18 protein-coding genes are annotated in these 20093 nt (G+C 60.3%); 12 read left to right on the top strand and 6 right to left on the bottom strand.

Features of this window, described 5'->3' with window-relative positions; genetic code table 11:
* Positions 1-26 precede the first annotated feature (26 nt).
* From HMPREF3158_RS03020 to HMPREF3158_RS03010, 3 genes are all read right to left on the bottom strand, one after another.
* Entirely contained in the window at positions 27-218 is a 192-nt protein-coding gene (locus tag HMPREF3158_RS03020) for a hypothetical protein (RefSeq protein ID WP_070497261.1), read from the bottom strand.
* A gap of 138 nt (positions 219-356) precedes the next feature.
* Entirely contained in the window at positions 357-2150 is a 1794-nt protein-coding gene (locus HMPREF3158_RS03015) for a DEAD/DEAH box helicase (RefSeq protein WP_246816168.1), read from the bottom strand.
* 8 nt (positions 2151-2158) lie between these two features.
* The gene (locus HMPREF3158_RS03010) at positions 2159-2410 is read right to left on the bottom strand and encodes a DUF3039 domain-containing protein (protein ID WP_049192065.1); all 252 of its coding nucleotides are present in this window, start codon (positions 2408-2410) and stop codon (positions 2159-2161) included.
* Positions 2411-2458: 48 nt separating this feature from the next.
* On the opposite strand from HMPREF3158_RS03010, the gene HMPREF3158_RS03005 reads away from it, so the two are divergent.
* The 9 genes from HMPREF3158_RS03005 (at position 2459) to galE (ending at position 12311) form a co-directional block, all read left to right on the top strand.
* Positions 2459-2923, top strand: a complete 465-nt coding sequence (locus HMPREF3158_RS03005; RefSeq protein ID WP_083291032.1) for a DUF3099 domain-containing protein — start codon at positions 2459-2461, stop codon at positions 2921-2923.
* A gap of 56 nt (positions 2924-2979) precedes the next feature.
* On the top strand, positions 2980-4614 hold the full coding sequence (locus HMPREF3158_RS03000; protein WP_070497259.1) for a DUF7782 domain-containing protein: 1635 nt from the start codon (positions 2980-2982) through the stop codon (positions 4612-4614).
* Positions 4614-5069 carry a D-aminoacyl-tRNA deacylase gene (gene dtd, locus HMPREF3158_RS02995; RefSeq protein ID WP_070497257.1) on the top strand — a complete coding sequence of 152 codons (456 nt, stop codon included), beginning with the start codon at positions 4614-4616 and terminating at the stop codon, positions 5067-5069. Before HMPREF3158_RS03000 ends, dtd begins: the two co-directional genes overlap by 1 nt.
* Before the next feature lie 436 nt (positions 5070-5505).
* Positions 5506-6861 (top strand): SLC5/6 family protein, encoded by a 1356-nt coding sequence (locus tag HMPREF3158_RS02990; RefSeq protein ID WP_070497278.1) that lies wholly within the window; start codon positions 5506-5508, stop codon positions 6859-6861.
* Positions 6862-6913: 52 nt separating this feature from the next.
* On the top strand, positions 6914-8287 hold the full coding sequence (locus HMPREF3158_RS02985) for an L-serine ammonia-lyase (protein ID WP_061922955.1): 1374 nt from the start codon (positions 6914-6916) through the stop codon (positions 8285-8287).
* Positions 8288-8417: 130 nt separating this feature from the next.
* Positions 8418-9167 (top strand): helix-turn-helix transcriptional regulator, encoded by a 750-nt coding sequence (locus tag HMPREF3158_RS02980; protein WP_246816167.1) that lies wholly within the window; start codon positions 8418-8420, stop codon positions 9165-9167.
* Between the two features lie 182 nt (positions 9168-9349).
* Complete coding sequence (locus tag HMPREF3158_RS02975; RefSeq protein WP_062038681.1) at positions 9350-10363, top strand: sigma-70 family RNA polymerase sigma factor; 1014 nt, start codon at positions 9350-9352, stop codon at positions 10361-10363.
* A gap of 283 nt (positions 10364-10646) precedes the next feature.
* Positions 10647-11327 (top strand): metal-dependent transcriptional regulator, encoded by a 681-nt coding sequence (locus HMPREF3158_RS02970; RefSeq protein ID WP_062038678.1) that lies wholly within the window; start codon positions 10647-10649, stop codon positions 11325-11327.
* Positions 11328-12311: a UDP-glucose 4-epimerase GalE gene (gene galE, locus HMPREF3158_RS02965; protein WP_061922965.1), complete on the top strand. Its 984-nt coding sequence runs from the start codon at positions 11328-11330 to the stop codon at positions 12309-12311.
* On the opposite strand, the gene HMPREF3158_RS02960 is transcribed toward galE, so the two are convergent.
* Complete coding sequence (locus HMPREF3158_RS02960) at positions 12308-13411, bottom strand: DUF4192 domain-containing protein (RefSeq protein ID WP_061922968.1); 1104 nt, start codon at positions 13409-13411, stop codon at positions 12308-12310. The two genes, galE and HMPREF3158_RS02960, sit on opposite strands and share 4 nt — an antisense overlap.
* Before the next feature lie 219 nt (positions 13412-13630).
* Between HMPREF3158_RS02960 and HMPREF3158_RS02955 the strand changes: the two genes are divergently transcribed.
* Both HMPREF3158_RS02955 and HMPREF3158_RS02950 read left to right on the top strand, forming a co-directional pair.
* Positions 13631-14665 carry a PAC2 family protein gene (locus HMPREF3158_RS02955; protein ID WP_070497253.1) on the top strand — a complete coding sequence of 345 codons (1035 nt, stop codon included), beginning with the start codon at positions 13631-13633 and terminating at the stop codon, positions 14663-14665.
* A 44-nt stretch (positions 14666-14709) separates the two neighbouring features.
* Complete coding sequence (locus tag HMPREF3158_RS02950) at positions 14710-17253, top strand: DEAD/DEAH box helicase (RefSeq protein WP_070497276.1); 2544 nt, start codon at positions 14710-14712, stop codon at positions 17251-17253.
* Here the strand turns inward: HMPREF3158_RS02950 and HMPREF3158_RS02945 are convergent.
* Positions 17250-18338, bottom strand: a complete 1089-nt coding sequence (locus HMPREF3158_RS02945; RefSeq protein ID WP_371326194.1) for a SulP family inorganic anion transporter — start codon at positions 18336-18338, stop codon at positions 17250-17252. The two genes, HMPREF3158_RS02950 and HMPREF3158_RS02945, sit on opposite strands and share 4 nt — an antisense overlap.
* A gap of 225 nt (positions 18339-18563) precedes the next feature.
* Here HMPREF3158_RS02945 and HMPREF3158_RS02940 point away from each other — a divergent pair, with 225 nt between their 5' ends.
* A complete protein-coding gene (locus tag HMPREF3158_RS02940; RefSeq protein WP_070497251.1) occupies positions 18564-19460 on the top strand; it encodes an NAD(P)/FAD-dependent oxidoreductase in 897 nt (298 codons plus the stop codon).
* 107 nt (positions 19461-19567) lie between these two features.
* Here the strand turns inward: HMPREF3158_RS02940 and HMPREF3158_RS02935 are convergent, their stop codons facing one another.
* Complete coding sequence (locus HMPREF3158_RS02935; RefSeq protein ID WP_070497249.1) at positions 19568-20092, bottom strand: alkylhydroperoxidase, AhpD family; 525 nt, start codon at positions 20090-20092, stop codon at positions 19568-19570.
* Between the last annotated feature and the right edge of the window lies 1 nt (position 20093).

The raw sequence follows: 20093 nt of genomic DNA, 5'->3' as shown, positions 1-20093 counted from the left end.
CCCCCGACGTGTCTACTTTCCGGGGGTCAGGCCCCAACTAGGAACAAAGACACCAGCGCAATGATGCCGATTACGAGAGCCCAAACAGCGATCACGCTTTTCTTTTCGGCTTGAGGTTCACCGACACCACCACCGGCAAAAGCCGGGTATGCCGCGCCTTCGGTACTGTCGGAATTCTTCCCGTTGCCCGGGGTGTGAGGGTCGTTCGGGGTGGTCATACGCTTGGCCTCCTTGAATGCAGCGCAAAAGCCTTAATCGTGTTATTGCTCATCGTTCTATTGCTTTTGACTACTGCTTTTGACTACGTTACCCACGCTGGGTGCGCTCCACGCTAGGAGTGCACCGCGTCGCGTCACCTACCACTTGCGCAGGTACTCGATGCGCTGGCGCAGTTGCTCGGCGTCGCAAAGCGCGGTGGGTGGGCCGCCGCAGGCCTTGCGGACCTCGGTGTGAATGGCGCCGTGGGGGCGGCCGGTGCGCTGCGCGGTAATGGAGACAACGGTGTTGAGTTCCTTGCGCAGGTTGCCAATCTCATCTACTACGCCGGTGGATTCTTGGTTGTTAGTTGGTTCCTCACGGCGCTTCGGAGCGTACTGCATGCCGTAGAGCTTGCGGCGCTGTTCCTCAGCGGCCTCAGCAGCCCGGCGCGCCTTCTCCTCTGCTTCGCGGCGGTCGAGTTCCTCCGACTGCTTTTTGCGCAGCAGGTCCTTGACCTGGTCGGCGTCGAGAAGCCCGGGGATGCCCAGGAAGTCCGCATCGACGTCTTCGGTGATATCGCCGGTGTTGAACTGCGAGCCGTTAAACAGCAAGCCGGAAAATTCCGCCTCAGCGCCGAGGGCCTCGTAGGAGGGCTCGAGCATGTCGGGCTCAGACTTCTTACTATTGGCCTCCGCCAATAGCTCGTCGTCCCAGCCCTCTTTATCGGGGCTCTTTTCCTCACCCAGGACATGGTTGCGTTCTTTTTCCATGTTCTCAGCAAGGCCCAGCAGCACCGGCACGGAAGGCAGGAACACCGAAGCAGTCTCACCGGGCATACGCGATCGCACGAAGCGGCCGATTGCCTGCGCGAAGAACAGCGGAGTCGAGGCCGAGGTGGCGTAAACACCCACCGCTAGGCGCGGGACGTCGACGCCCTCAGAGACCATGCGCACTGCCACCATCCACTCGTCGGTGGACTTGGAAAACTCCTCAATGCGGTCCGAGGAGCCCGGGTCATCGGACAAAATCACCGAGACCGGGGTCGAGGAAATCTGCTTCAGCAGCTTCGCGTAGGCACGCGCGGTCTGCGTATCGGTAGCAAGCACCAGGCCGCCGGCGTCCGGCATGTTGCGGCGCATCTGCATAAGGCGCGTGTGTGCGGCCTGCAGCACCGCCGGGATCCACTCGCCCTTCGGGTCCAGCGCCGTCTTCCATGCACGGGCTGTCTGCTCAGGGTTCAAGATATCGCCCAGACGCGCGGCGTATTCCTCACCCGCGGAGTCACGCCAGCGCGCCTCGCCCGAGTAAGACAAGAACACAACGGGGCGCACGACGCCGTCGCGAAGCGCATCGCCATAGTTATAGGCGTGATCCGAGCGAGAGACCAGGTGGCCCTCGCCGTCCTGCTCGTAGCGCACGAAAGGAATCTGCGAGTCATCCGAGCGGAAAGGCGTACCGGTAAGCGCCAAGCGGTGCTCGACGTCGTCGTAAGCCTCACGCACGCCGTCGCCCCAGCTCTTGGCGTCACCGGCGTGGTGGATCTCATCCAGGATCACCAACGTACGGCGCGCCGAAGCCACCGCGCGGTGCTTGAACGGGTGCATGCCCACCTGGGCATAGGTCACCACGATGCCGTCCATCGCCGGGTTCACGGCAGAAGAATTCGAGAAGTTCGGATCCAGCGCCAAGCCCACTCGCGCGGCCGACTGGGACCACTGAATCTTGAGGTGTTCAGTAGGCACCACGACGATGACGCGCTCGACCGTGCGGTCTTCCATCAGCTCCGTGGCAATGCGCAGAGCAAAGGTGGTCTTACCTGCACCAGGCGTTGCCACGGCCATGAAGTCCTGTGGCTTTTTGGCCAGGAACTTATCGAGGGCGGCCTGCTGCCAGGCGCGTAGCTTTCCGTTGTTGGCGAATCTTCTGGGGTTGCGGGACACAGAATTACTCACCGGGCGGCTCACTTGCGGCGCAGGCCCTTGTACACGCGCTCACAATCCGGGCATACCGGGGAGCCGGGCTTTGCCTGCTTGGTTACGGGGAAGGTCTCGCCGCACAGCGCAACGACGTACTTACCGTTGACTGCGGAGTCCAAAATCTGGTCTTTCTTTACGTAATGAAAGAACTTCGGGGTGTCATCAGAAGTGGACGTGTCCTCGCGGACGTCGGGGCGTTCAATCGTCTTAGTCGTCGTACTCACTCCACCAATCATGCCGCATCGGTGTCGAAGTTCGCACCTCGCCCGTCTACCCTTGTACGCATGTCCCCCAAGAACTCGCGCGATAGGTTAAGCCGAAATTCCTCCGGCACCCCACAAACGGGGCGGCGCGGATGGGCGCGCCCTTTCCGACGCCGCGAAGCCCACCTCATCACCACCGCCCAGCTCTCCCCGGGCCAACAGTTGCATCGACGCGAAGTCACCTATTCCATCCTGCAGTTTCTGCGCGTGCCCTCCCTCCTCATAGGCGGCGCGCTCATGTACTTCTTCGACGCCTGGCTCGCCGGCACCTTAATCATCGCCGTAACCTTCCCGCTGCCGTGGATCGCCGTGGTGATTGGTAACGCGCAGGGCCAGCGCAAGGACAAGCGCGAAAAGAACATCTATAAGCCGGCGCTTGCCCGCCAGATGGCGCAAATGCAGGCAGAGCAACTAGCCCGGCCTAAGCGCGAAGGCATCGAGCAGCGGACTGCCGAGACCATCGAGCATGACGACGACTCGCAATAATCGGCATTGATAAACAGATTAAGAAATAAGGCTGGAGAAAAGACGGAGAAAAGATGATGACTAAATTTGGACCTGACTTCAATCCCGAGCTCCCCGTCGCCGCCGTCGCCGCGGAGCTTGGCGAGTTCTTAAGCTCCCACGGTTTCACCGCCGACGGCATCGCTGGGCACTTAGGCCCCGAGTACACCGAGGCGCTTCACCGCGGCGAGCCGACCGCCGTGGCCCTGGGCGCTGCGGGTGATACCACCTTGGACGCACTAATCCGCCTGTTTATCCTGCACGAGGCCGTGGCTCCGACGCAGCTTTCCGACGTCCTCGGCGCCCGCCTTGCTACCAAGCTCATGGATGCAGGCGTGGCGCAGCTGGACGAGTCCGGCAATGCCTACATTGCCTATGACATCCGCCCACACATCATCGTCGGCACCAACCGCCTAGTCTTCTCTGACGTGGATGCTTCCCTGGTGGACCACGTCCCGGGCTCCGAGCACGTGCTCGGCGTGGGAGCGGCCAGCCTCTCGCTTTTGCAATCGACGCCGCTTACTCCGGTGGAGACCACATTGGACCTAGGCACCGGCTCCGGCGTGCAGCTGCTCGGCCAGCTTTCCACCGCCGCCCACGTGACGGCCACCGACCTACACTCCCGCGCTCTGGACCTCGCGCGCGCCACGCTGGCCGCCGCAGGCCCCGCGGCAGAAGAAAAGGTCGAACTGCTCCAGGGCTCCTGGTTTGAACCAGTAGCCAGCCGCCGCTTCGATCGCATCGTGGCCAACCCGCCTTTCGTGGTGGGCCTGCCGGAAGTCGGCCACATCTACCGCGACTCCGGGCTTAACCTGGACGGCGCCAGCGAGCTCGTGGTCTCCCAGGCAGTCGAGCACCTCGCACCAGGCGGCAGCGCACACATCTTGGGAGCATGGGTCCACCAGGGCGAACAGTCCTGGCAGCAGCGCGTGGCCTCCTGGCTTCCAGAAAAGGGCGTGGCCGCCTGGATAATCCAGCGCGACGTCGCAGACCCTGCCCTCTACGTCTCCACCTGGCTCAAGGACGAGTCCGTGGATGTTCGCAGCGACCTCGGCCGCGAGCGCGCCCGGCTTTGGCTTGAGCACTTTAACGAGCACGACGTCACCGGCATCGGCTTTGGCTTCGTGGCCATCCAGCGCATCGACGATGACGAGCCTTCCGACGTCCTCGCCGAGTACATGCCGCAGCCTTTCACTGATCCCCTGGGCCCAGAAGTAGAGGAATACTTCGCGCGCGTGGCCTGGCTGCGAGGTCTTGTCCCGGGCGAGCTAGAGACCAAGCACTTCCAGGTCCGCCCCGGCGTGGCCCGCGAGGACGTGCAGCTTCCCGACGCCGAGTTGGGCATGGGCTTTGCCCCCGCCGCGCTGCGCCTTACCCGCACGGAGGGCCCACGCTGGTCCCACGACGTCGACAAGCACATCGCGGCCATCGTCGCCGGCTTAAACCCAGCGGGGCTCTCTCTTGGCGAGACCATCGAGCTCTACGCCGCAGCCCAGGGCTTCGATGAGGAGGAGCTGGTGGCCTCCGCACTGCCGGCCATGGTTGACCTCATCCGCCACGGCCTCATCATCCCCACCGAGCTGGCCCCGTTCTGCAACCTCGAGGCAGGCGCGAGCCTCGAGGCAGGCGCGGTCGCTGCCGGCCAAAACACAACTGCGGAGGAGGAAGAATAATGCGCGCAGTTTTAACCCGAGTATCCAGCGCTTCAGTGACCGTAGATAGCGAGGTCGTAGGCGCAATCGATTGCCCAGAAACCGGCGGGCTCCTCGCCCTTGTGGGAGTATCGCGCGAAGACACTGCAGTAAATACTGCAGAGCTAGAAGCCAAGATAGAGAAGATGGCGCGCAAGATTGCCGAGCTACGCATCCTCGAAGGCGAGAAATCCGTCGAGGAAGCAGGCGCTCCCGTGCTGGTAGTTAGCCAATTTACGCTCTATGGCAAGACCGCCAAAGGCCGCCGCCCCTCTTGGTCTGATGCCGCGCCCGGGGATGCAGCAGAGCCTGTGATTGAGAAAATCATTGCAGAACTTCTTGCACGCGGCGTCCACGTTGAGACCGGAAAGTTCGGCGCGATGATGGAAGTTGCATCCGTCAATCAAGGCCCTTTCACCGTTCTGGTGGAAACTTAAAGGGGATCAATTAACCCCAAGGGGCGATTAATACATCCGAGCGCAGGTGCTTTTACCTGCGCTTTTTCTTTTTGTCTGTGACGTAGTTCATTGTTTAATTTAGAGTGTTGAACAAAGCACAATCTGGCGCAAAACTCAAATTTTAAGGGAGTGATAAAAAACGTACTTGCAATGCGATAATTTATTATCAAATCTTCTCCAAGCAGGCTTATGATAAAGACACAGCGAAGCAACAAGGGCTGAAGCTGCAGGACACAGAGTTGAAAAGTCCAACTGCAGTTGCAAAATTGTAGCCGCGAGAAAATTCTCAAGACTTGCAAAGTTGCGCCAAGCTCTAAGGCTTCGGTCGATCAACTAGAGACATCAAGGAGACCAAAAAATGTCTCACTCAGTCTTGCGGAAAGACACCGCTAACCATCCGGAGAATGAGCCAAACATGCCTGAGAACATGAAGACCTCAAAAGCAGTCAAAGCTGAACAAGCCGCAGGATTCGATCCTGCAGAATCCCCATTCGCCGGCACCACCGGCGCACCGAAGTGGAACAACTCCGACCTAACCTGGATGCTCTCCCTCTTCGGCACCGCAATCGGTGCAGGCGTTCTGTTCCTCCCAATCAACGCCGGCATCGGCGGCATCATCCCGCTCATCATCATGACGGTTGTTGCCCTGCCGATGACCTACTGGGCACACCGCGGCCTGGCTCGCCTGGTTCTCTCCAGCTCCAAGCCATCCGGTGACCTGACCGACGTCGTCGAGGAGCACTTCGGCATCAAGGCAGGCGTGTTCATGAACATCCTGTACTTCCTGTCCGTCTACCCCATCCTCTTGGTCTACTCCGTGACCATCACCAACACGGTTAACTCCTTCCTGGAGAACCAGCTCGGCGTCACCCCGCCGGACCGCTGGCTGACCTCCCTGCTGCTCGTCGGCGGCCTCATCCTCATCGTCCGCATGGGCAAGGATGTCATCGTCCACGTCATGTCCTGGCTGGTCTACCCATTCATCGCCGTCCTGGTCCTCCTGTCCATCTACCTCATCCCGAAGTGGAACACCGCACTGTTCGATTCCTTCGACCTGAACGTTGCCCGTGAAGCTTCCGGCCACAGCTTGGGCGTCACCCTGATGCTCCTGGTTCCGGTTATGGTCTTCTCCTTCAACCACTCCCCGATGATTTCCTCCTTCGCAGTTGACCGCCGCGAGACCTACGGCAAGTTCGCTGAGGTCAAGGCACGCACCACCCTGCTGCGCGCAGAAGTCCTGATGGTCGTCGTCGTTATGTTCTTCGTCTTCTCCTGCGCACTGTCGCTGTCGCCGGCCGACATGGCAGAAGCAAAGGCCCAGAACATCACCATCCTGTCCTACCTGGCTAACCACTTCGATACCCCGATCATCCAGTGGATTGCACCGATTATCGCAATGATTGCTGTTGCAAAGTCCTTCCTCGGCCACTACCTCGGCGCTGCTGAGGGCTTCGAAGGCCTCATCCTCAAGGGCAACAAGAACCTCGACAAGGACGACGCTGCAACCGCTCGCAAGCTCGGCACCATCACCCTCATCTTCATGCTGGTTACCGCATGGCTGACCGCTTGGGCAGACCCATCCATCCTGGGCATGATTGAGACCCTGTGTGGCCCGACGATTGCACTCATCCTCTTCCTCATCCCGATGTGGGCAATCCACAAGGTTCCTGCACTGCAGCGCTTCAAGGGCCAGGCTTCCAACTACTTCGTCTTCTTTATGGGCCTGGTAGCTGTCGCCACCATCCTCTACACCATCGTCCAGGCTTTCTAAGCACTAGAAACCCCCGGACCCCTCTCCCCCTCGGAAGATTCAAGGAAAAGCAATGTTCATCAGCATTTTCGATATGTTCAAGATCGGTATCGGCCCCTCAAGCTCACACACGCTTGGCCCAATGAAGGCTGGTAAGGCGTTCGTAGATGAGCTGAAAGAAAAGGACATCTTCGACCACGTCACCCGCATTCAAGCCAACGTGTACGGTTCCCTCTCGCTTACCGGCATCGGTCACTCCACCGATAAGGCCATCCTCCTGGGCCTGGCCGGCGAGGTGCCAGAGACCGTAGACATCGACGGCATCAACGAATTCGTGAAGAACGTTCGCACCTCCGAAAAGCTCATGCTCGGTGGTACCCGCGAGGTCGATTTCCCGAAGGAAGGCGGCTTCTACTTCCACAACGAGTACCTGCCGATGCACGAGAACGGCATGTGCCTCATCGCCTTCAACGGTGATGAAGAGTTGCTCCACAAGACCTACTACTCCATCGGCGGCGGTTTCATTGTCTCCCAGGAAGATTTTGCAAAGCGCGGCGAGGACAACGTCAAGGTTCCTTACGCCTACGCAAGTGCGCAGGAAATGCTCGCCCTCTGCGAGCAGCACAACTTGACTCTTCCAGAGCTGGGCATGGCCAACGAGCTGGCACACGCCACCGAAGAAGAGGTCAAGGAGCACATGCGCAAGGTCCGCGATGTCATGTACACCGGCATCGAGCGTGGCTCATCAACTGACGGCCCGCTGCCGGGCCAGCTCCTCGTCCCACGCCGTGCTGCTGCGCTCAAGCGCCTGCTGGAAACGGATGAGCCGCACGATGGCCTCAACATCCTCGACTGGGTCAACATGTTCGCGCTTTCCATCTCCGAGGAAAACGCTTCGTGTGGCCGCGTGGTCACCGCTCCTACCAACGGCGCTTGCGGCATCGTCCCAGCAGTCATCGCCTACTACGACAAGTTCGTTGAGCCAGTCACCGAGGAGATGTTCTCCGACTACATCTTCGCCTGCAACCAGATTGCTTCGCTGTACAAGATGAATGCATCCATCTCGGGTGCAGAGGTTGGTTGCCAGGGCGAGGTCGGCGTCGCCTGTTCCATGGCCGCCGGCGGTCTGGCTCAGCTCATGGGCGCTACCCCAGAGCAGGTCTGCATCGCAGCCGAAATCGCTATGGAGCACAAGCTGGGCCTAACCTGTGACCCGGTTCTGGGCCAGGTACAGATTCCGTGCATCGAGCGCAACGCAGTCGCTGCAGTTGACTCCATCACCAGCGCCCGCATGGCCCTTGAGCGCGAGTCCAAGCCATGCGTCAGCCTCGATGACGTCATCTGGACGATGTACAAGACGGGTAAGGATATGAACGCCAAGTACCGCGAGACCTCCCAGGGTGGCCTTGCATTGGCTATCCACCCACCTATCCCAGTCTGCGGCTAGTACTGCCGTAAGGCACACCTTGAGCGGGTGAACACAGCGCTTGGCCGCTCGTGTTTACCCGCTTTTTGTCGTGTTAATATCTATCCAATTTTCTTAAAGTGTCAGGAACTTAAAGGACATGCTTCAGCTGATGAATGAACTCAACAGTCATGGCATAGACCAAGATTTCCTCGGGCAGTACGTACCACTCGTCGAATTTCTAGGCCAGGCCTTGGGCCCAAACACTGAGATCGTTCTGCACGATCTCGATGTCCCAGATCAGTCAATCATCGCCATTGCGAACGGCCACATCTCCGGCCGCCAGATTGGCGGGCCTGTAACTGATTTCGCCCTGTGGTTTATGAAACAAGGCGACGCCTCCGCCGTCCCCATGATGACCGGCTACCGGGCCGTCAACACGGAGGGCAAGGTTTGCCACTCCTCTAGCTACTTCCTGCGTGACGAGACCGGCCATATGCGCGGCATGCTGTGCATCAACGTCGACATCTCGGATCTCGTAGCAATCCGCAACGCCGCCAGCTTCCTCATCGGCAACACCGAGGAAGCACCGGATAAGGCCCAAGCCTTCGGCGGCTACCCGGGAGCAAGCGCAGCCCAGGCTGCTGTGACTGCTCTGGCCCCGCAGCCAGAGCCAGAGGAGGCGGTCAGCGAATCGCTGCGTGACAACGTAGAGAACCTGTTGGACTCCATGCTGGATTCCGCGATTTCTACCCAGTCCGTGCCTGTCCGACGCATGCAGCGCGACGAGCGCATCGAGGTCGTTCGCGCCCTCGAAGATAGCGGCTTCTTCCTCTTGAAGGGCGGAATCGCCGCCGCGGCAGAGCGCCTTCGAGTCTCCGAGCCGACCATCTACCGATACTTGGTCAAAGTGCGTAGCTAGCCGGCCCCAATGGCCAACTACAAGGCCAAACTGCCCATGCCATGAGTGAGCACTCCCCCGTATGCGGGGAGGGCCTCCTTAATGTGTGCACTACTTTTGAGTAATTTTCTATCCCGGGGAACTAAACGCACAAGCGCTTCGTTGTACCTCATGTACAAAGCCGCAACCTCAGGAGGCTAGAGATGGCTGAAAAGTCCCACACCAAGGCCGCTGACCTTGGAAACAATTCAAATGAAGAGGAGCAGGAGGTAGACCGCGGCTCACGCCGCAACCAGACCAATGACAACCCTTCCGCCGACTTGGTCCGTGTTTATCTCAACGGCATCGGCAAAACCGCACTGCTTAGCGCTGAAGATGAGGTAGAACTCGCCCAGCGCATCGAGGTTGGTCTCTACGCCGAGTACAAGCTGGCGAATGCAGAAAAGGTCACCCGCGCCGAAAAGCGTGATCTCAAAATTCTGGTCCGGGAAGGCAAGAAGGCACGCTCCCACCTGCTGGAGGCAAACCTGCGCTTGGTCGTTTCCCTTGCGAAACGCTACACCGGCCGCGGCATGCCACTTCTGGATCTCATCCAGGAAGGCAACCTGGGCCTTATCCGCGCCATGGAGAAGTTTGATTACGCAAAGGGCTTTAAGTTCTCCACCTACGCCACCTGGTGGATCCGTCAGGCCATTACCCGCGGCATGGCTGACCAGTCCCGCACCATCCGTCTGCCAGTCCACCTGGTAGAGCAGGTCAACAAACTCTCCCGCATCAAGCGTGAGATGTACCAGTCCCTGGGCCGCGAGGCCACCAATGAGGAGCTGGCTGAAGAGTCCGGCATCGAGGAATCCAAGATCGAGATGCTGCTGCGTCAGTCGCGCGATCCTGTCTCCCTCGACATGCCCGTGGGCACCGATGAGGAAGCACCACTGGGTGACTTCATCGAGGACGCCGAAGCTACCGACGCCGAATCCGCCGTTGTGGCGGCCATGCGTCACTCCGATATCCGTGGCGTCATCGACACCCTTGAGGAGCGCGAGCAGGACGTCATCCGCCTGCGCTACGGCTTGGACGACGGTGTCCCGCGCACCCTGGATCAGATTGGCCGCAGGTTTGGCCTTTCCCGTGAACGTGTGCGCCAGATTGAGCGCGAGGTCATGGCCAAGCTGCGTGACGGCAACCGTGCAGACCGCCTGCGTGAGTACGCGCTCTAATCTTTAGCCCTCTCCTGAGAAATTCTCTTCACCCTGTCAGCCTCTTCCCCTTTAATAGGAAGTAGCTGACAGGGTTTCAACCTTTTATAGGTAGAATATGTGAAGTTACACCGCGCCGAAAGCAAGAGATGCGTTTATCCCTTTCGGAAGCAGGCTCGGCAAAGTGCGGTATTGTTTAGTTATTGTTCGAAGACGCTGCGAGCCATGTCGCCCGCACCGAAAGGTGCGTTCCGGCCTTTTTGCTCACGGCGCCTTTCACCATCGTGCAGAAAGGTATGCCCACGTGAGGGACCTAGTTGATACCACTGAAATGTACCTGCGTACCATCTACGAGCTTGAGGAAGAAGGCATCACGCCCCTGCGCGCGCGTATCGCCGAGCGCCTTGAGCAGTCAGGGCCCACGGTATCTCAGACCGTTGCACGCATGGAACGCGATGGCCTGCTGCACGTGCGCACCGACCGCAGCCTCGACCTCACCGCCCAGGGCCGCGAGCTCGCCACGGCCGTGATGCGCAAGCACCGCCTCGCGGAGCTTTTGCTTACCGACGTCCTGGGGCTCGACATCCACAAGGTCCACGACGAAGCCTGCCGCTGGGAGCACGTCATGAGCGAGGAAGTAGAAAAGCGCGTTGTCGCCGTGCTTTCCGACGCCACCCGCTCCCCCTTCGGCAACCCCATCCCGGCGTTGGATCAATTAGGCATCGAGGTTGGCGAGACACCGAGCGGCACCCGCGCCATCGACCTTCCCAACGGTGTAGAGACCAAAGCTACGATCACGCAGATTAACGAGATCCTGCAGGTAGATTCCGCCACGTTCCGCGATATCAACGCAGCCGGTGTCGTCGTGGGCGCGCCCGTCACCGTGGTCAACGCCAACGGTGCGGTGACCCTTACCACCGAATCAGGCGCCAAGATTGAGCTGCTCGACGATCTGGCACACGCTATCCGCATTGAGGTGAAGTAGATGAAACTCCTAGTCACTGGCGGCGCAGGCTACGTCGGTTCCGTCTGCGCGGCGGTACTGCTGGAAGCAGGCCACGAAGTCACCATCATCGATAACTTCACAACCGGCAACCGCGAGGCAGTTCCGGCAAACGCGCGCCTGGTAGAAGGCGATGTCGCCGACGTTGCCGATGAGGTGCTCTCCGAGGGCGGCTTCGACGGAGTTGTCCACTTCGCTGCCCGCTCGCTAGTTGGCGAGTCGGTGGAAATCCCTGCCGACTACTGGGAGCACAACGTTGTCACCTCCCTGAAGCTGCTCAACGCCATGCGCGCTCACGGTGTCAACAACCTGGTCTTCTCCTCTACCGCCGCCACCTACGGCGAGCCGCAGCAGGTGCCTATCACCGAGGACATGCCGACCCAACCCACCAACCCTTATGGCGCGTCCAAGCTGTCCATCGACTACATCATCACCTCCTTTGCCAAGGCTTATGGCCTAGGCGCCACTTCGTTGCGCTACTTCAACGTCGCGGGCGCTTACGGCCTCATCGGCGAAAACCGCGAGGTGGAGACCCACCTGATTCCGCTGGTGCTACAAGTAGCTTTAGGCCACCGCGACAAGATCTTCATGTTCGGTGATGATTACCCCACCACCGATGGCACCGCCGTGCGCGATTACATCCACATCCGCGACCTCGCCGAGGCACACCTGCTCGCGCTTCAGAGCAACGAGCCGGGCACCCACCGCATCTACAACTTGGGCTCCGGCGATGGCTACTCCGTCAAGCAGGTCATCGAGATGTGCCGCGAGGTCACCGGCCACGAAATCCCGGCAGAGATTGCTCCCCGGCGCGCCGGCGACCCAGCCACCCTGGTTGCTTCCTCCGAGAAGATCAAGGCCGAACTGGGATGGAACCCCACCCGCACGGATCTGCGCACCATCGTCACCGATGCTTGGAACTTCACCAAGCAGCTCGGCGATAAGGCTCATTCCGCCAAGCGCTAAGCCACTTTGCCGTCCCGGGCTTGCAGCGCCATGGAACGCGCAACCCCAGAGGAATGGCGCAGGGCTTCGGTCAGCTGGCTTGCTAGTCCCTTGCGGTAGAGCTGGTGGACCAGATTGCCGAAGGTATGCTCTGGGGCTTCCTCCAGCAGGATATTCAGCGCTGGCCCTGCCAGCTGGTAGCGCTCCATCTGCAGCTGCGCGATGGCATAAAGCACCAGCGCGTTATAGCGGATGACTCCCTCGAAGGTCTTCGCCGTGGCTAGCATCAGGATGGCCGCTTTGTCTGGCCGCTCGCAGAGCTTCTCGATGACCAGGTCGCGCGACCACGTGGTGGCCAGCCAGGTGGCGGCGGTCTCGAGAGCCTCGACGTCGCCAAGCGTGGCGTGTAAATCCTGCACCGCGCGCAGCTGCCACCACGCATCATCCAGGAACTCCTCAAGCGCTAACTCTGGGTCATCTTCGTAGAGCTCGATCTCTTCACGGAATTGCTGTGCCGCAGCCCGTGCGCGCTCTGCAATCTCGCGGCCCAACACCGTTCCTACCTGGTTATTGCCCGGCGCGAGCTTGGCATAGAGCTCCTCACGCGTTAGCTCCGGGATAAAGTCCTTATCCACGCAGTGGTGCATGGTGGGCGCAGAAGTCAGCGGTGGAATCTTTCCTTCCTGCCAATTCTTCATCGGCCCCTTGCCCTCGTGGTTGACGGCGCCGAAGAGAATTTCATAGCTGCCGCCGGTGATGATCTCCGGGGTATGCCAGGCGGCGTCGATGTCCATGCCGTCGTTGTGCTTGTGCAAGCCGTACATCCACTCGGCCAATGTGTCGACTTCGCTGGGTGGGCGCTGGGTGATAAAGAAGGCGAAGACGCCCTCGGTGCGGTCGGTGGTAATTGTCTGCCAGACTTCCTCCGTCGCCGCCTTGGCGTCTGCGAAGTCCACGCGTGCGACGGGGCCCAACGCTATGCCGTGTGGTGAAGGCTCGAAGGTTAGAAAGACTACGGAATCGGTGGGATAGAACCCGAGCACTCCTGGCAGGTTGGCCAAAAGGTGTCCCGGGGTGTTGATCGGTGGATAGCTGTGCTGATGTGTGTCTTGCTTGCTCATAGCACTCACTATGCGCGAGCGCGCGGGCCACACACTAGGGTCAGTTTTCCAAAACGGCCGAATCTGTGGATAACTCATCGCGACGCCACCTGCCATCCGGGGCTTTTAGGATCCTAAAGGGCGAAATTCAGGAATACTTGTTTAAGGCTCGGTGTTGAAAGCGGTAAGTGTCTTCCGAAGCTGTATTGTCGGAGCACAGGTTAAGGAGGTATCGCACGCATGCATGATGATCAAAGGCGCATCTACGAATTGGAATACCCAGCCCCAGTGGTGAAGGATTCTTCCAGTGAGGATAAAGGCCCCACGATGATCGTGGCTATGCACGGCTATGCCGATGCCGGCCAGGCGGTGGAGGCCTCTGCCGATCACTTGAAGGCCGCGCTGGAAAGCCGCCAGCTCGCCTCCTTCAATAGCGACGAGCTCATGGACTACCGCTCGCGCCGCCCCATGGTCACCATTGACCATGACCGCACCGTAGAAATCGAAAACATCGAGCTCGGAATCAAGGTGCTGCGCGATAACTCCGGCAAGTCTTTCCTGCTGCTTTCCGGCCCTGAGCCGGACCTGCGCTGGGAGGCTTTCACCGAGGCCGTCGTGGGCATTGCAGAGAAGTTCGATGTACACGACACCATCGTTCTCTACGCCGCCCCGATGCCGGTTCCGCATACGCGCCCCACGGTGATTACCGCGCACGGCAACTCCCCTGAGCTGGTAGGCCGCATGATGAAGATTGAGCAAACCATGATGGTTCCGGGCTCGGCCGCCCTCTTCCTGGAAAAGGCACTGGATAAAAAGGGCCGCAACGTCGCTGGCTTTACCGTTTCGGTCCCGCATTACCTGGCTTCCTCACCGTATCCGCAGGGTACTTTCTCCCTGCTGAACTCGGTGTCGAACGCCGCAGGCCTCAACCTGCCTCTGCGCAGCTTAGAAGAAGACATCACGCGCGTGAACCAGCAGCTCGAGGAACAGGTCATGGATTCCGAGGAGGTTTCCTCCGTGGTCCAGCAGCTCGAGCAACAGTATGACCACTACCACGAGCGCTACCGCAAGGAGCACCCGAATGCTTTGCTGCCGGGTGAGGAATCCGTGCCCTCCGGTGAGGAAATCAGTGCGGAGTTCCAGGCTTTCCTAGCGAACCTGGACGGTGATTCCGAGCAGCGCCACGAGGTTCTGGACAGCGAGATCGATGACCGCGAAGATGCCGCTGATCGCGCTGCAGAAGATGATGAAGATAATCAGGAAGGCGAGAACTAGCCTCTTGCCACACGGCGGCGCCTTCATCCCCTAATGTGGAGAAGGTGAATCTTTCTCAGCTGCTGCCCGATCTCGCCGAAGTTCCTGATTCCCTCGTTGACGAGGCGATTTGGGATACCTTTACTAGCTGGACCACGCAGCGCGGCATTTCGCTGTACCCAGCCCAAGAGGAGGCCTCGCTGGGTATCCTCGCTGGCGATAACGTCATCCTTGCCACGCCCACGGGCTCTGGCAAGTCCATGGTGGCAAATGCCGCGCACTTCATCGCCTTGGCGCGTGGCCAGCGCAGTTTTTATACCGCGCCGATTAAGGCTTTGGTCTCCGAGAAGTTCTTCGCCCTGTGCGAGATCTTCGGCGCCGAGAACGTGGGCATGATGACGGGCGACGCCACGGTCAACGGCAATGCTCCCATCATCGCCGCCACGGCAGAGATTGTGGCGAACATTGCGCTTCGCGACGGCGCTGATGCTGCCATCGATCAGGTAGTCATGGACGAGTTCCACTACTACTCCGAGCCGGACCGCGGCTGGGCCTGGCAGGTGCCGCTGCTGGAGCTGCCGAAGACGCAATTCTTGCTGATGTCTGCCACCCTGGGCGATACCAGCTGGTTGGAAAAGGACTTAACCGAACGCACCGGCCGCGAGACCACGCTGGTGGCCGGCACCACCCGCCCGGTGCCGCTGGATTTCTCCTACGTGTTTACCCCGGTCCACGAGACCATCGAGGAAATCCTCTCCTCCGGTAAGGCGCCGGTCTATGTGGTGCACTTCTCCCAACGTGAGGCCGCCGAGCGCGCCCAAGCACTGACTTCCCTATCTGGCATCATCACGCCGGAGGAAAAGGAAGCTATTGCCAAGGAGCTGGCGCACTTCCGTTTTTCCACCGCCTTCGGCCGCGACTTGTCCAAGCTTTTGCGTCGCGGCATCGGCGTCCACCACGCGGGTATGTTGCCGAAGTACCGCCGCCTCGTCGAGAAGCTTGCGCAGCAGGGGCTGCTTAAGGTCATCTGCGGAACCGACACCCTGGGCGTGGGCATCAATGTGCCGATTCGCACGGTGCTGATGACCGGCCTGGCCAAGTTCGATGGTCAACGCCAACGCATTTTAAAATCCCGCGAGTTCCACCAGATTGCCGGCCGCGCGGGCCGCGCCGGCTATGACACCGAGGGCACCGTGGTGGTTGAGGCCCCCGAGCATGAAATCGAAAACGCTAAGGAACGCCGCCGCATCGGAGATGACCCCAAGCGCTTGAAGAAGCTAAAGAAAAAGTCCGCTCGAGAGGGCGAGGTTTCGTGGTCCGAAAAGACCTTTGCGCGCCTTACTGAGGCTGAGCCTGAGCAGCTGACGTCTCAATTCCGCGTCTCTAACTCGATGCTGCTTAATGTATTGGCACGACATGGCAATGGCTATGAACACATGCGCCATCTGCTGCGGGACAACCACGATAATCGCAGCAAGCAGAATAAGGACATTCTCACAGCCCTCGACCTTTTCCGCGGGCTAGTGGATTCCGGCGTGGTGCAAAAATCCACCAAGGGCTTGGATATCTACGGCCGACCCTATCATTTGGTGCGCGAACTCCCCCGCGATTTCGCACTTAACCAACCGCTGGGACCTTTCGCCCTAGCCGCGCTCTCGCTGCTGGATCCGGAGGCGGACACTTATAACTTGGACGTTATTTCCGTATTCGAGTCCATCCTGGATGACCCGCGCCAGGTGCTCATCGCCCAGCAGAAACAGCGCCGTGGCGAGGAAATTGCCGCGCTGAAGGCGGATGGAGTGGACTACACCGATCGTATGAATATCGTGGAGGATATCACTTGGCCCAAACCGCTCGAGGAGCTTTTGGAGCAGGCCTACGATACTTTTGCGGAGACGAATGCCTGGGTCAAGGAATTCGAGTTGCGCCCCAAGTCCGTAGTCCGGGACATGCTCGAAAATGCAATGACCTTCTCGGACTTGGTCGCCACCTACGGCCTAGCCCGCTCCGAGGGCGTGATTTTGCGCTACCTGACCGACGCCTGGCGCACTCTTAAGCAATCCATTCCGGACGAGTACAACACCCCGGAGCTCGAGGACATCGTCATCTGGCTGGGTGAACTTATCCGCCAGGTGGATTCCTCGCTTGTCGACGAATGGGCGCAAATGGCCGGCGAAGACTCCCCCATCGACCAAGACACGGTGGACCGCGAGCTGGCCTTTGGCGTGGAGGACCCCACCGCGCTCACGGCCAATCGCCGCGCCTTTACCATCATGGTGCGCAATTACATGTTCCGTCTGGTGCAGCTTTTCGCGCTAGAAAAAGAAGACCGCCTGGCGGAGCTGCTCGATTACCTAGACGAGGTACCGGACTTCGGCGCCATCTTGGATGACTATTTCGATGAATATGACGATATCGATTCCGGCCCCGAGGCCCGCGGTCCCGAGTACTTCCGCCTGGGCGATACCGACTCGCGTTTGTGGTCCGTGCGCCAGATCATTAAGGACCCGGCCGGCGACCACGCCTACCAGTTCGTCGCCACGGTAGATCTCGATGCCTCCGATGAGGCTGGCGAAGTCCGGCTGTCGGACCTGCGCGTGGAGTACTAGCCAGCGAAAACGACAAAGCCGCCCTGGCTGCCTCGCCCCGGGGTAAGGGGGGCCGCAACGAGTACGGCGACGAGCAGGAGCAGCGAATGGAACACCGCTGCCAGGCGTGTGCCCGCGCCTGCCCGCACGTTGACAGCAGTTCGGGCGATCGCGGCTGTTGCGGGGATCCCGCCGAACAGGGGCGCGACGACGTTGGCCACGCCCTGCCCAAAGAGCTCGCGGTCAGGATCGTGCCGTTCGCCGACAGTCATTGCGTCGGCAACCGTCGCTGACAGCAACGATTCCAACGCACCGAGCGCTGCGACGGCGACCGCTGCCAACAGCAAGGAATCCAGGTGCTCCCACGGGATCTGCGGCCAGCGCGGGGCAGCCAACGTCGACGGGATGTAGCCGATAGTCTTCAGACCGCTGTCTGCCAGCATGTTGATGGCCGTCGCAGCAGCTACCAACACCAGCGCCGCGGGAAAGCCACTACGAATGCGGGCAGCAACCACGATTCCGGCCGCCACCGCGAGGGTCATAACGGGCGCCTGCCATACCGGAGCATCTAGCCAAGCTTTGATTGCGTCCCACGCCAACCCGAGGACTTTCTCGCCATCTACGTCAACACCGAGTGCTGCAGGTAGCTGTTGGAGGGCGATGATCACCGCAATACCGGCTGTGAAACCTTCGACGACAGGCAACGGCATGTATTTCATCGCGCGGCCAGCGCCGGTGAATGCCAGCAAGAGCAGCATGAGCCCCGCCAGCACGCCAACGACGAGCACCCCATCGGCACCATGGTCGGCCAAGATGGGGATGAGCACTACGGTCATTGCGCCGGTCGGGCCGCTTACCTGGACGTTGCTACCGCCGAAGACTGCGGACAGGATGCCCGCGACGATGGCCGTCGTAATTCCAGCTGCCGCGCCGACACCAGAAGCAACGCCGAAGCCGAGCGCCAGGGGGAGTGCGACTAGGGCCACCATAAGGCCGGCCGAAAGGTCGCGCCCGATAGTCGCGCGGGACCAGTCCGAGCGGCGCGGTGCGAATCGCAGGGCACGGGATCGGATGCCCACCTTAGAGACGGTGAAGGGGTAGGTCATGCTACTTTCTTGCTCCTTAAAGGCTCAACGACACCCAAAGGATACACAAGGCGCCTTCCTTCGACGGCCGGATTCCCGATTCTGGCCGATGCCTCATGTTGACGAATTCCCACCACACCCCAACCCTTCGGCACTAACTTGGCCAAGTCAGGGTTGGGCGTGACGCCTGCCACAAACTACTGAAAACCATTGCCATTTAAACCCTCCTCTGGTTTACTCGGGGCCATGCAGACAGTAGATACCCTCATCATCGGCGGTGGCGCGGCCGGCCTGCAGGCAGCCCTAGTCATGGTCCGCGCCCGCCGCAGCGTGCTCATTGTTGATTCCGCCACTCCCCGCAACCGTTTCGCCCATGAAATTCATGGAGTCATTGCCCTCGAGGGCACGCCACCCCTTGAGTTTCAAGAGCGCGGCAAGGAACAGCTGCGCAGCTATGGCGCGCAGATCGTGAACGCCACCGTGGATTCCGTCACCGATAATGACCGCACGCTCACCGCCACGTTGAGCAACGGTGAGACCATCGCTGCCCGCTCTATCATCGTCGCCAGCGGCGTGGACGACGAGCACCCAGCTATCCCGGGCCTGCAAGAAAACTGGGGAAATACGGTCCTCCACTGCCCCTACTGCCACGGATACGAGGTGGCGGACAAGAAGCTCGGCGTGCTCTACATCGGCGAGTTCTCCTTCCACCATGCCGCGGTTCTGCGCCAGTGGTCGAAGGACATCACCTTCTTCACCAATGGAATGGAATTCACCGACGAGCAGCGCGCGGACCTGACTCGGCGGGGCATTGCGCTTATCGACGGCCCCGTCACCGCCTTCCAAGACGGAAAAGTCCTGCTGGAAAGCGACGAGCATGCCGTCGATGCACTGTTTTACATGCCCATTCCCCGCCCCCACGATGAGTTCCTCGCTGACCTCAATCTTGAGCGCCACAGTCCGCCGTCGGGCATGGGCGGCAGCCTGATCAAAACGAGCCTCGCCGGTGCCACCAGCCACCCGCGCATCTGGGCCGTAGGCAACGTGGTCAACCCACCGGCGCAGGTAGCGATGGCGATGGGCGAGGCCAACGCCGCCGCCATTGCGGTCAATGCCTTCCTCGTCGAGGACGATTGGATTTAAGTACGGTGGTGTGGCATGAAAGCCATCATCCAGACCAATCCGGAAGACCCACACTCGCTGGAGCTGGGGGACGTCGGCAAGCGCGAGGGCGGCTATAGGCCAGACTTTTAGCGTGCGGCCTCAATCTGGACAGCCTGTGCCACAGCTTGGACTACGGCAGCGACCTTAACGGCCTCCCAGATCTGCTCCTTGCTCAGGCCAGCCTCGTTGACTTCCTGGGCGTGGGCGCCGAGGCAGTGCCCGCAGCCATTGATGGCAGAAACTGCGGTATTCCACAGCTCGAAGTTGGCTTTGTCCACGCCTGGCTTGGAGATGATGTTCATACGCAGGCCGAACTTAACCTGTGCGTAATCATCGCCCAACCAGCCCTTGGCGCGGTAGCCAACGTTATTCATCGCCATAACGGTGGCTGCGCCGTAGGCTGCCTCGATAGCTTCCTCGGAGAGGTGTTCCTTAGCTTCCTCGGCGATCTCGGACAGCACGGTGTCATTGCGGGTTGCTGCAGCCGATGCCAGCAGGCAGCCCCAGAGCTGCTCCTCGTCCAGGTCCTTGGAACGGGTCAGGGCGCCCAGGTTGAGCTTCTGGTCCTTGGCGTACTCCGGCAGGGAAGACTTCAGATTATCAATAGACATA

This window comes from Corynebacterium sp. HMSC06G04 (assembly GCF_001807365.1).
Classification (GTDB): Bacteria; Actinomycetota; Actinomycetes; order Mycobacteriales; family Mycobacteriaceae; genus Corynebacterium; species Corynebacterium simulans.
The sequence above is the reverse complement of the archived record's forward strand: the minus strand, read 5'-3'. Positions and strand labels throughout refer to the sequence as shown.

What these genes read in the sequence shown, in the direction of transcription:
- HMPREF3158_RS03005 (WP_083291032.1), top strand. Translation starts at nt 2,459, where the DNA reads ATGTCCCCCAAGAACTCGCGCGATAGGTTAAGCCGAAATTCCTCCGGC.
- HMPREF3158_RS02985 (WP_061922955.1), top strand. Translation starts at nt 6,914, where the DNA reads ATGTTCATCAGCATTTTCGATATGTTCAAGATCGGTATCGGCCCCTCA.
- HMPREF3158_RS02940 (WP_070497251.1), top strand. Translation starts at nt 18,564, where the DNA reads ATGCAGACAGTAGATACCCTCATCATCGGCGGTGGCGCGGCCGGCCTG.
- HMPREF3158_RS03010 (WP_049192065.1), bottom strand. Translation starts at nt 2,410, where the DNA reads ATGATTGGTGGAGTGAGTACGACGACTAAGACGATTGAACGCCCCGAC.
- HMPREF3158_RS02945 (WP_371326194.1), bottom strand. Translation starts at nt 18,338, where the DNA reads ATGACCTACCCCTTCACCGTCTCTAAGGTGGGCATCCGATCCCGTGCC.
- HMPREF3158_RS02955 (WP_070497253.1), top strand. Translation starts at nt 13,631, where the DNA reads ATGCATGATGATCAAAGGCGCATCTACGAATTGGAATACCCAGCCCCA.
- HMPREF3158_RS02980 (WP_246816167.1), top strand. Translation starts at nt 8,418, where the DNA reads ATGAATGAACTCAACAGTCATGGCATAGACCAAGATTTCCTCGGGCAG.
- HMPREF3158_RS02935 (WP_070497249.1), bottom strand. Translation starts at nt 20,092, where the DNA reads ATGTCTATTGATAATCTGAAGTCTTCCCTGCCGGAGTACGCCAAGGAC.
- galE (WP_061922965.1), top strand. Translation starts at nt 11,328, where the DNA reads ATGAAACTCCTAGTCACTGGCGGCGCAGGCTACGTCGGTTCCGTCTGC.
- HMPREF3158_RS02960 (WP_061922968.1), bottom strand. Translation starts at nt 13,411, where the DNA reads ATGAGCAAGCAAGACACACATCAGCACAGCTATCCACCGATCAACACC.
- HMPREF3158_RS03020 (WP_070497261.1), bottom strand. Translation starts at nt 218, where the DNA reads ATGACCACCCCGAACGACCCTCACACCCCGGGCAACGGGAAGAATTCC.
- HMPREF3158_RS03000 (WP_070497259.1), top strand. Translation starts at nt 2,980, where the DNA reads ATGACTAAATTTGGACCTGACTTCAATCCCGAGCTCCCCGTCGCCGCC.
- HMPREF3158_RS02990 (WP_070497278.1), top strand. Translation starts at nt 5,506, where the DNA reads ATGCCTGAGAACATGAAGACCTCAAAAGCAGTCAAAGCTGAACAAGCC.
- HMPREF3158_RS02975 (WP_062038681.1), top strand. Translation starts at nt 9,350, where the DNA reads ATGGCTGAAAAGTCCCACACCAAGGCCGCTGACCTTGGAAACAATTCA.
- dtd (WP_070497257.1), top strand. Translation starts at nt 4,614, where the DNA reads ATGCGCGCAGTTTTAACCCGAGTATCCAGCGCTTCAGTGACCGTAGAT.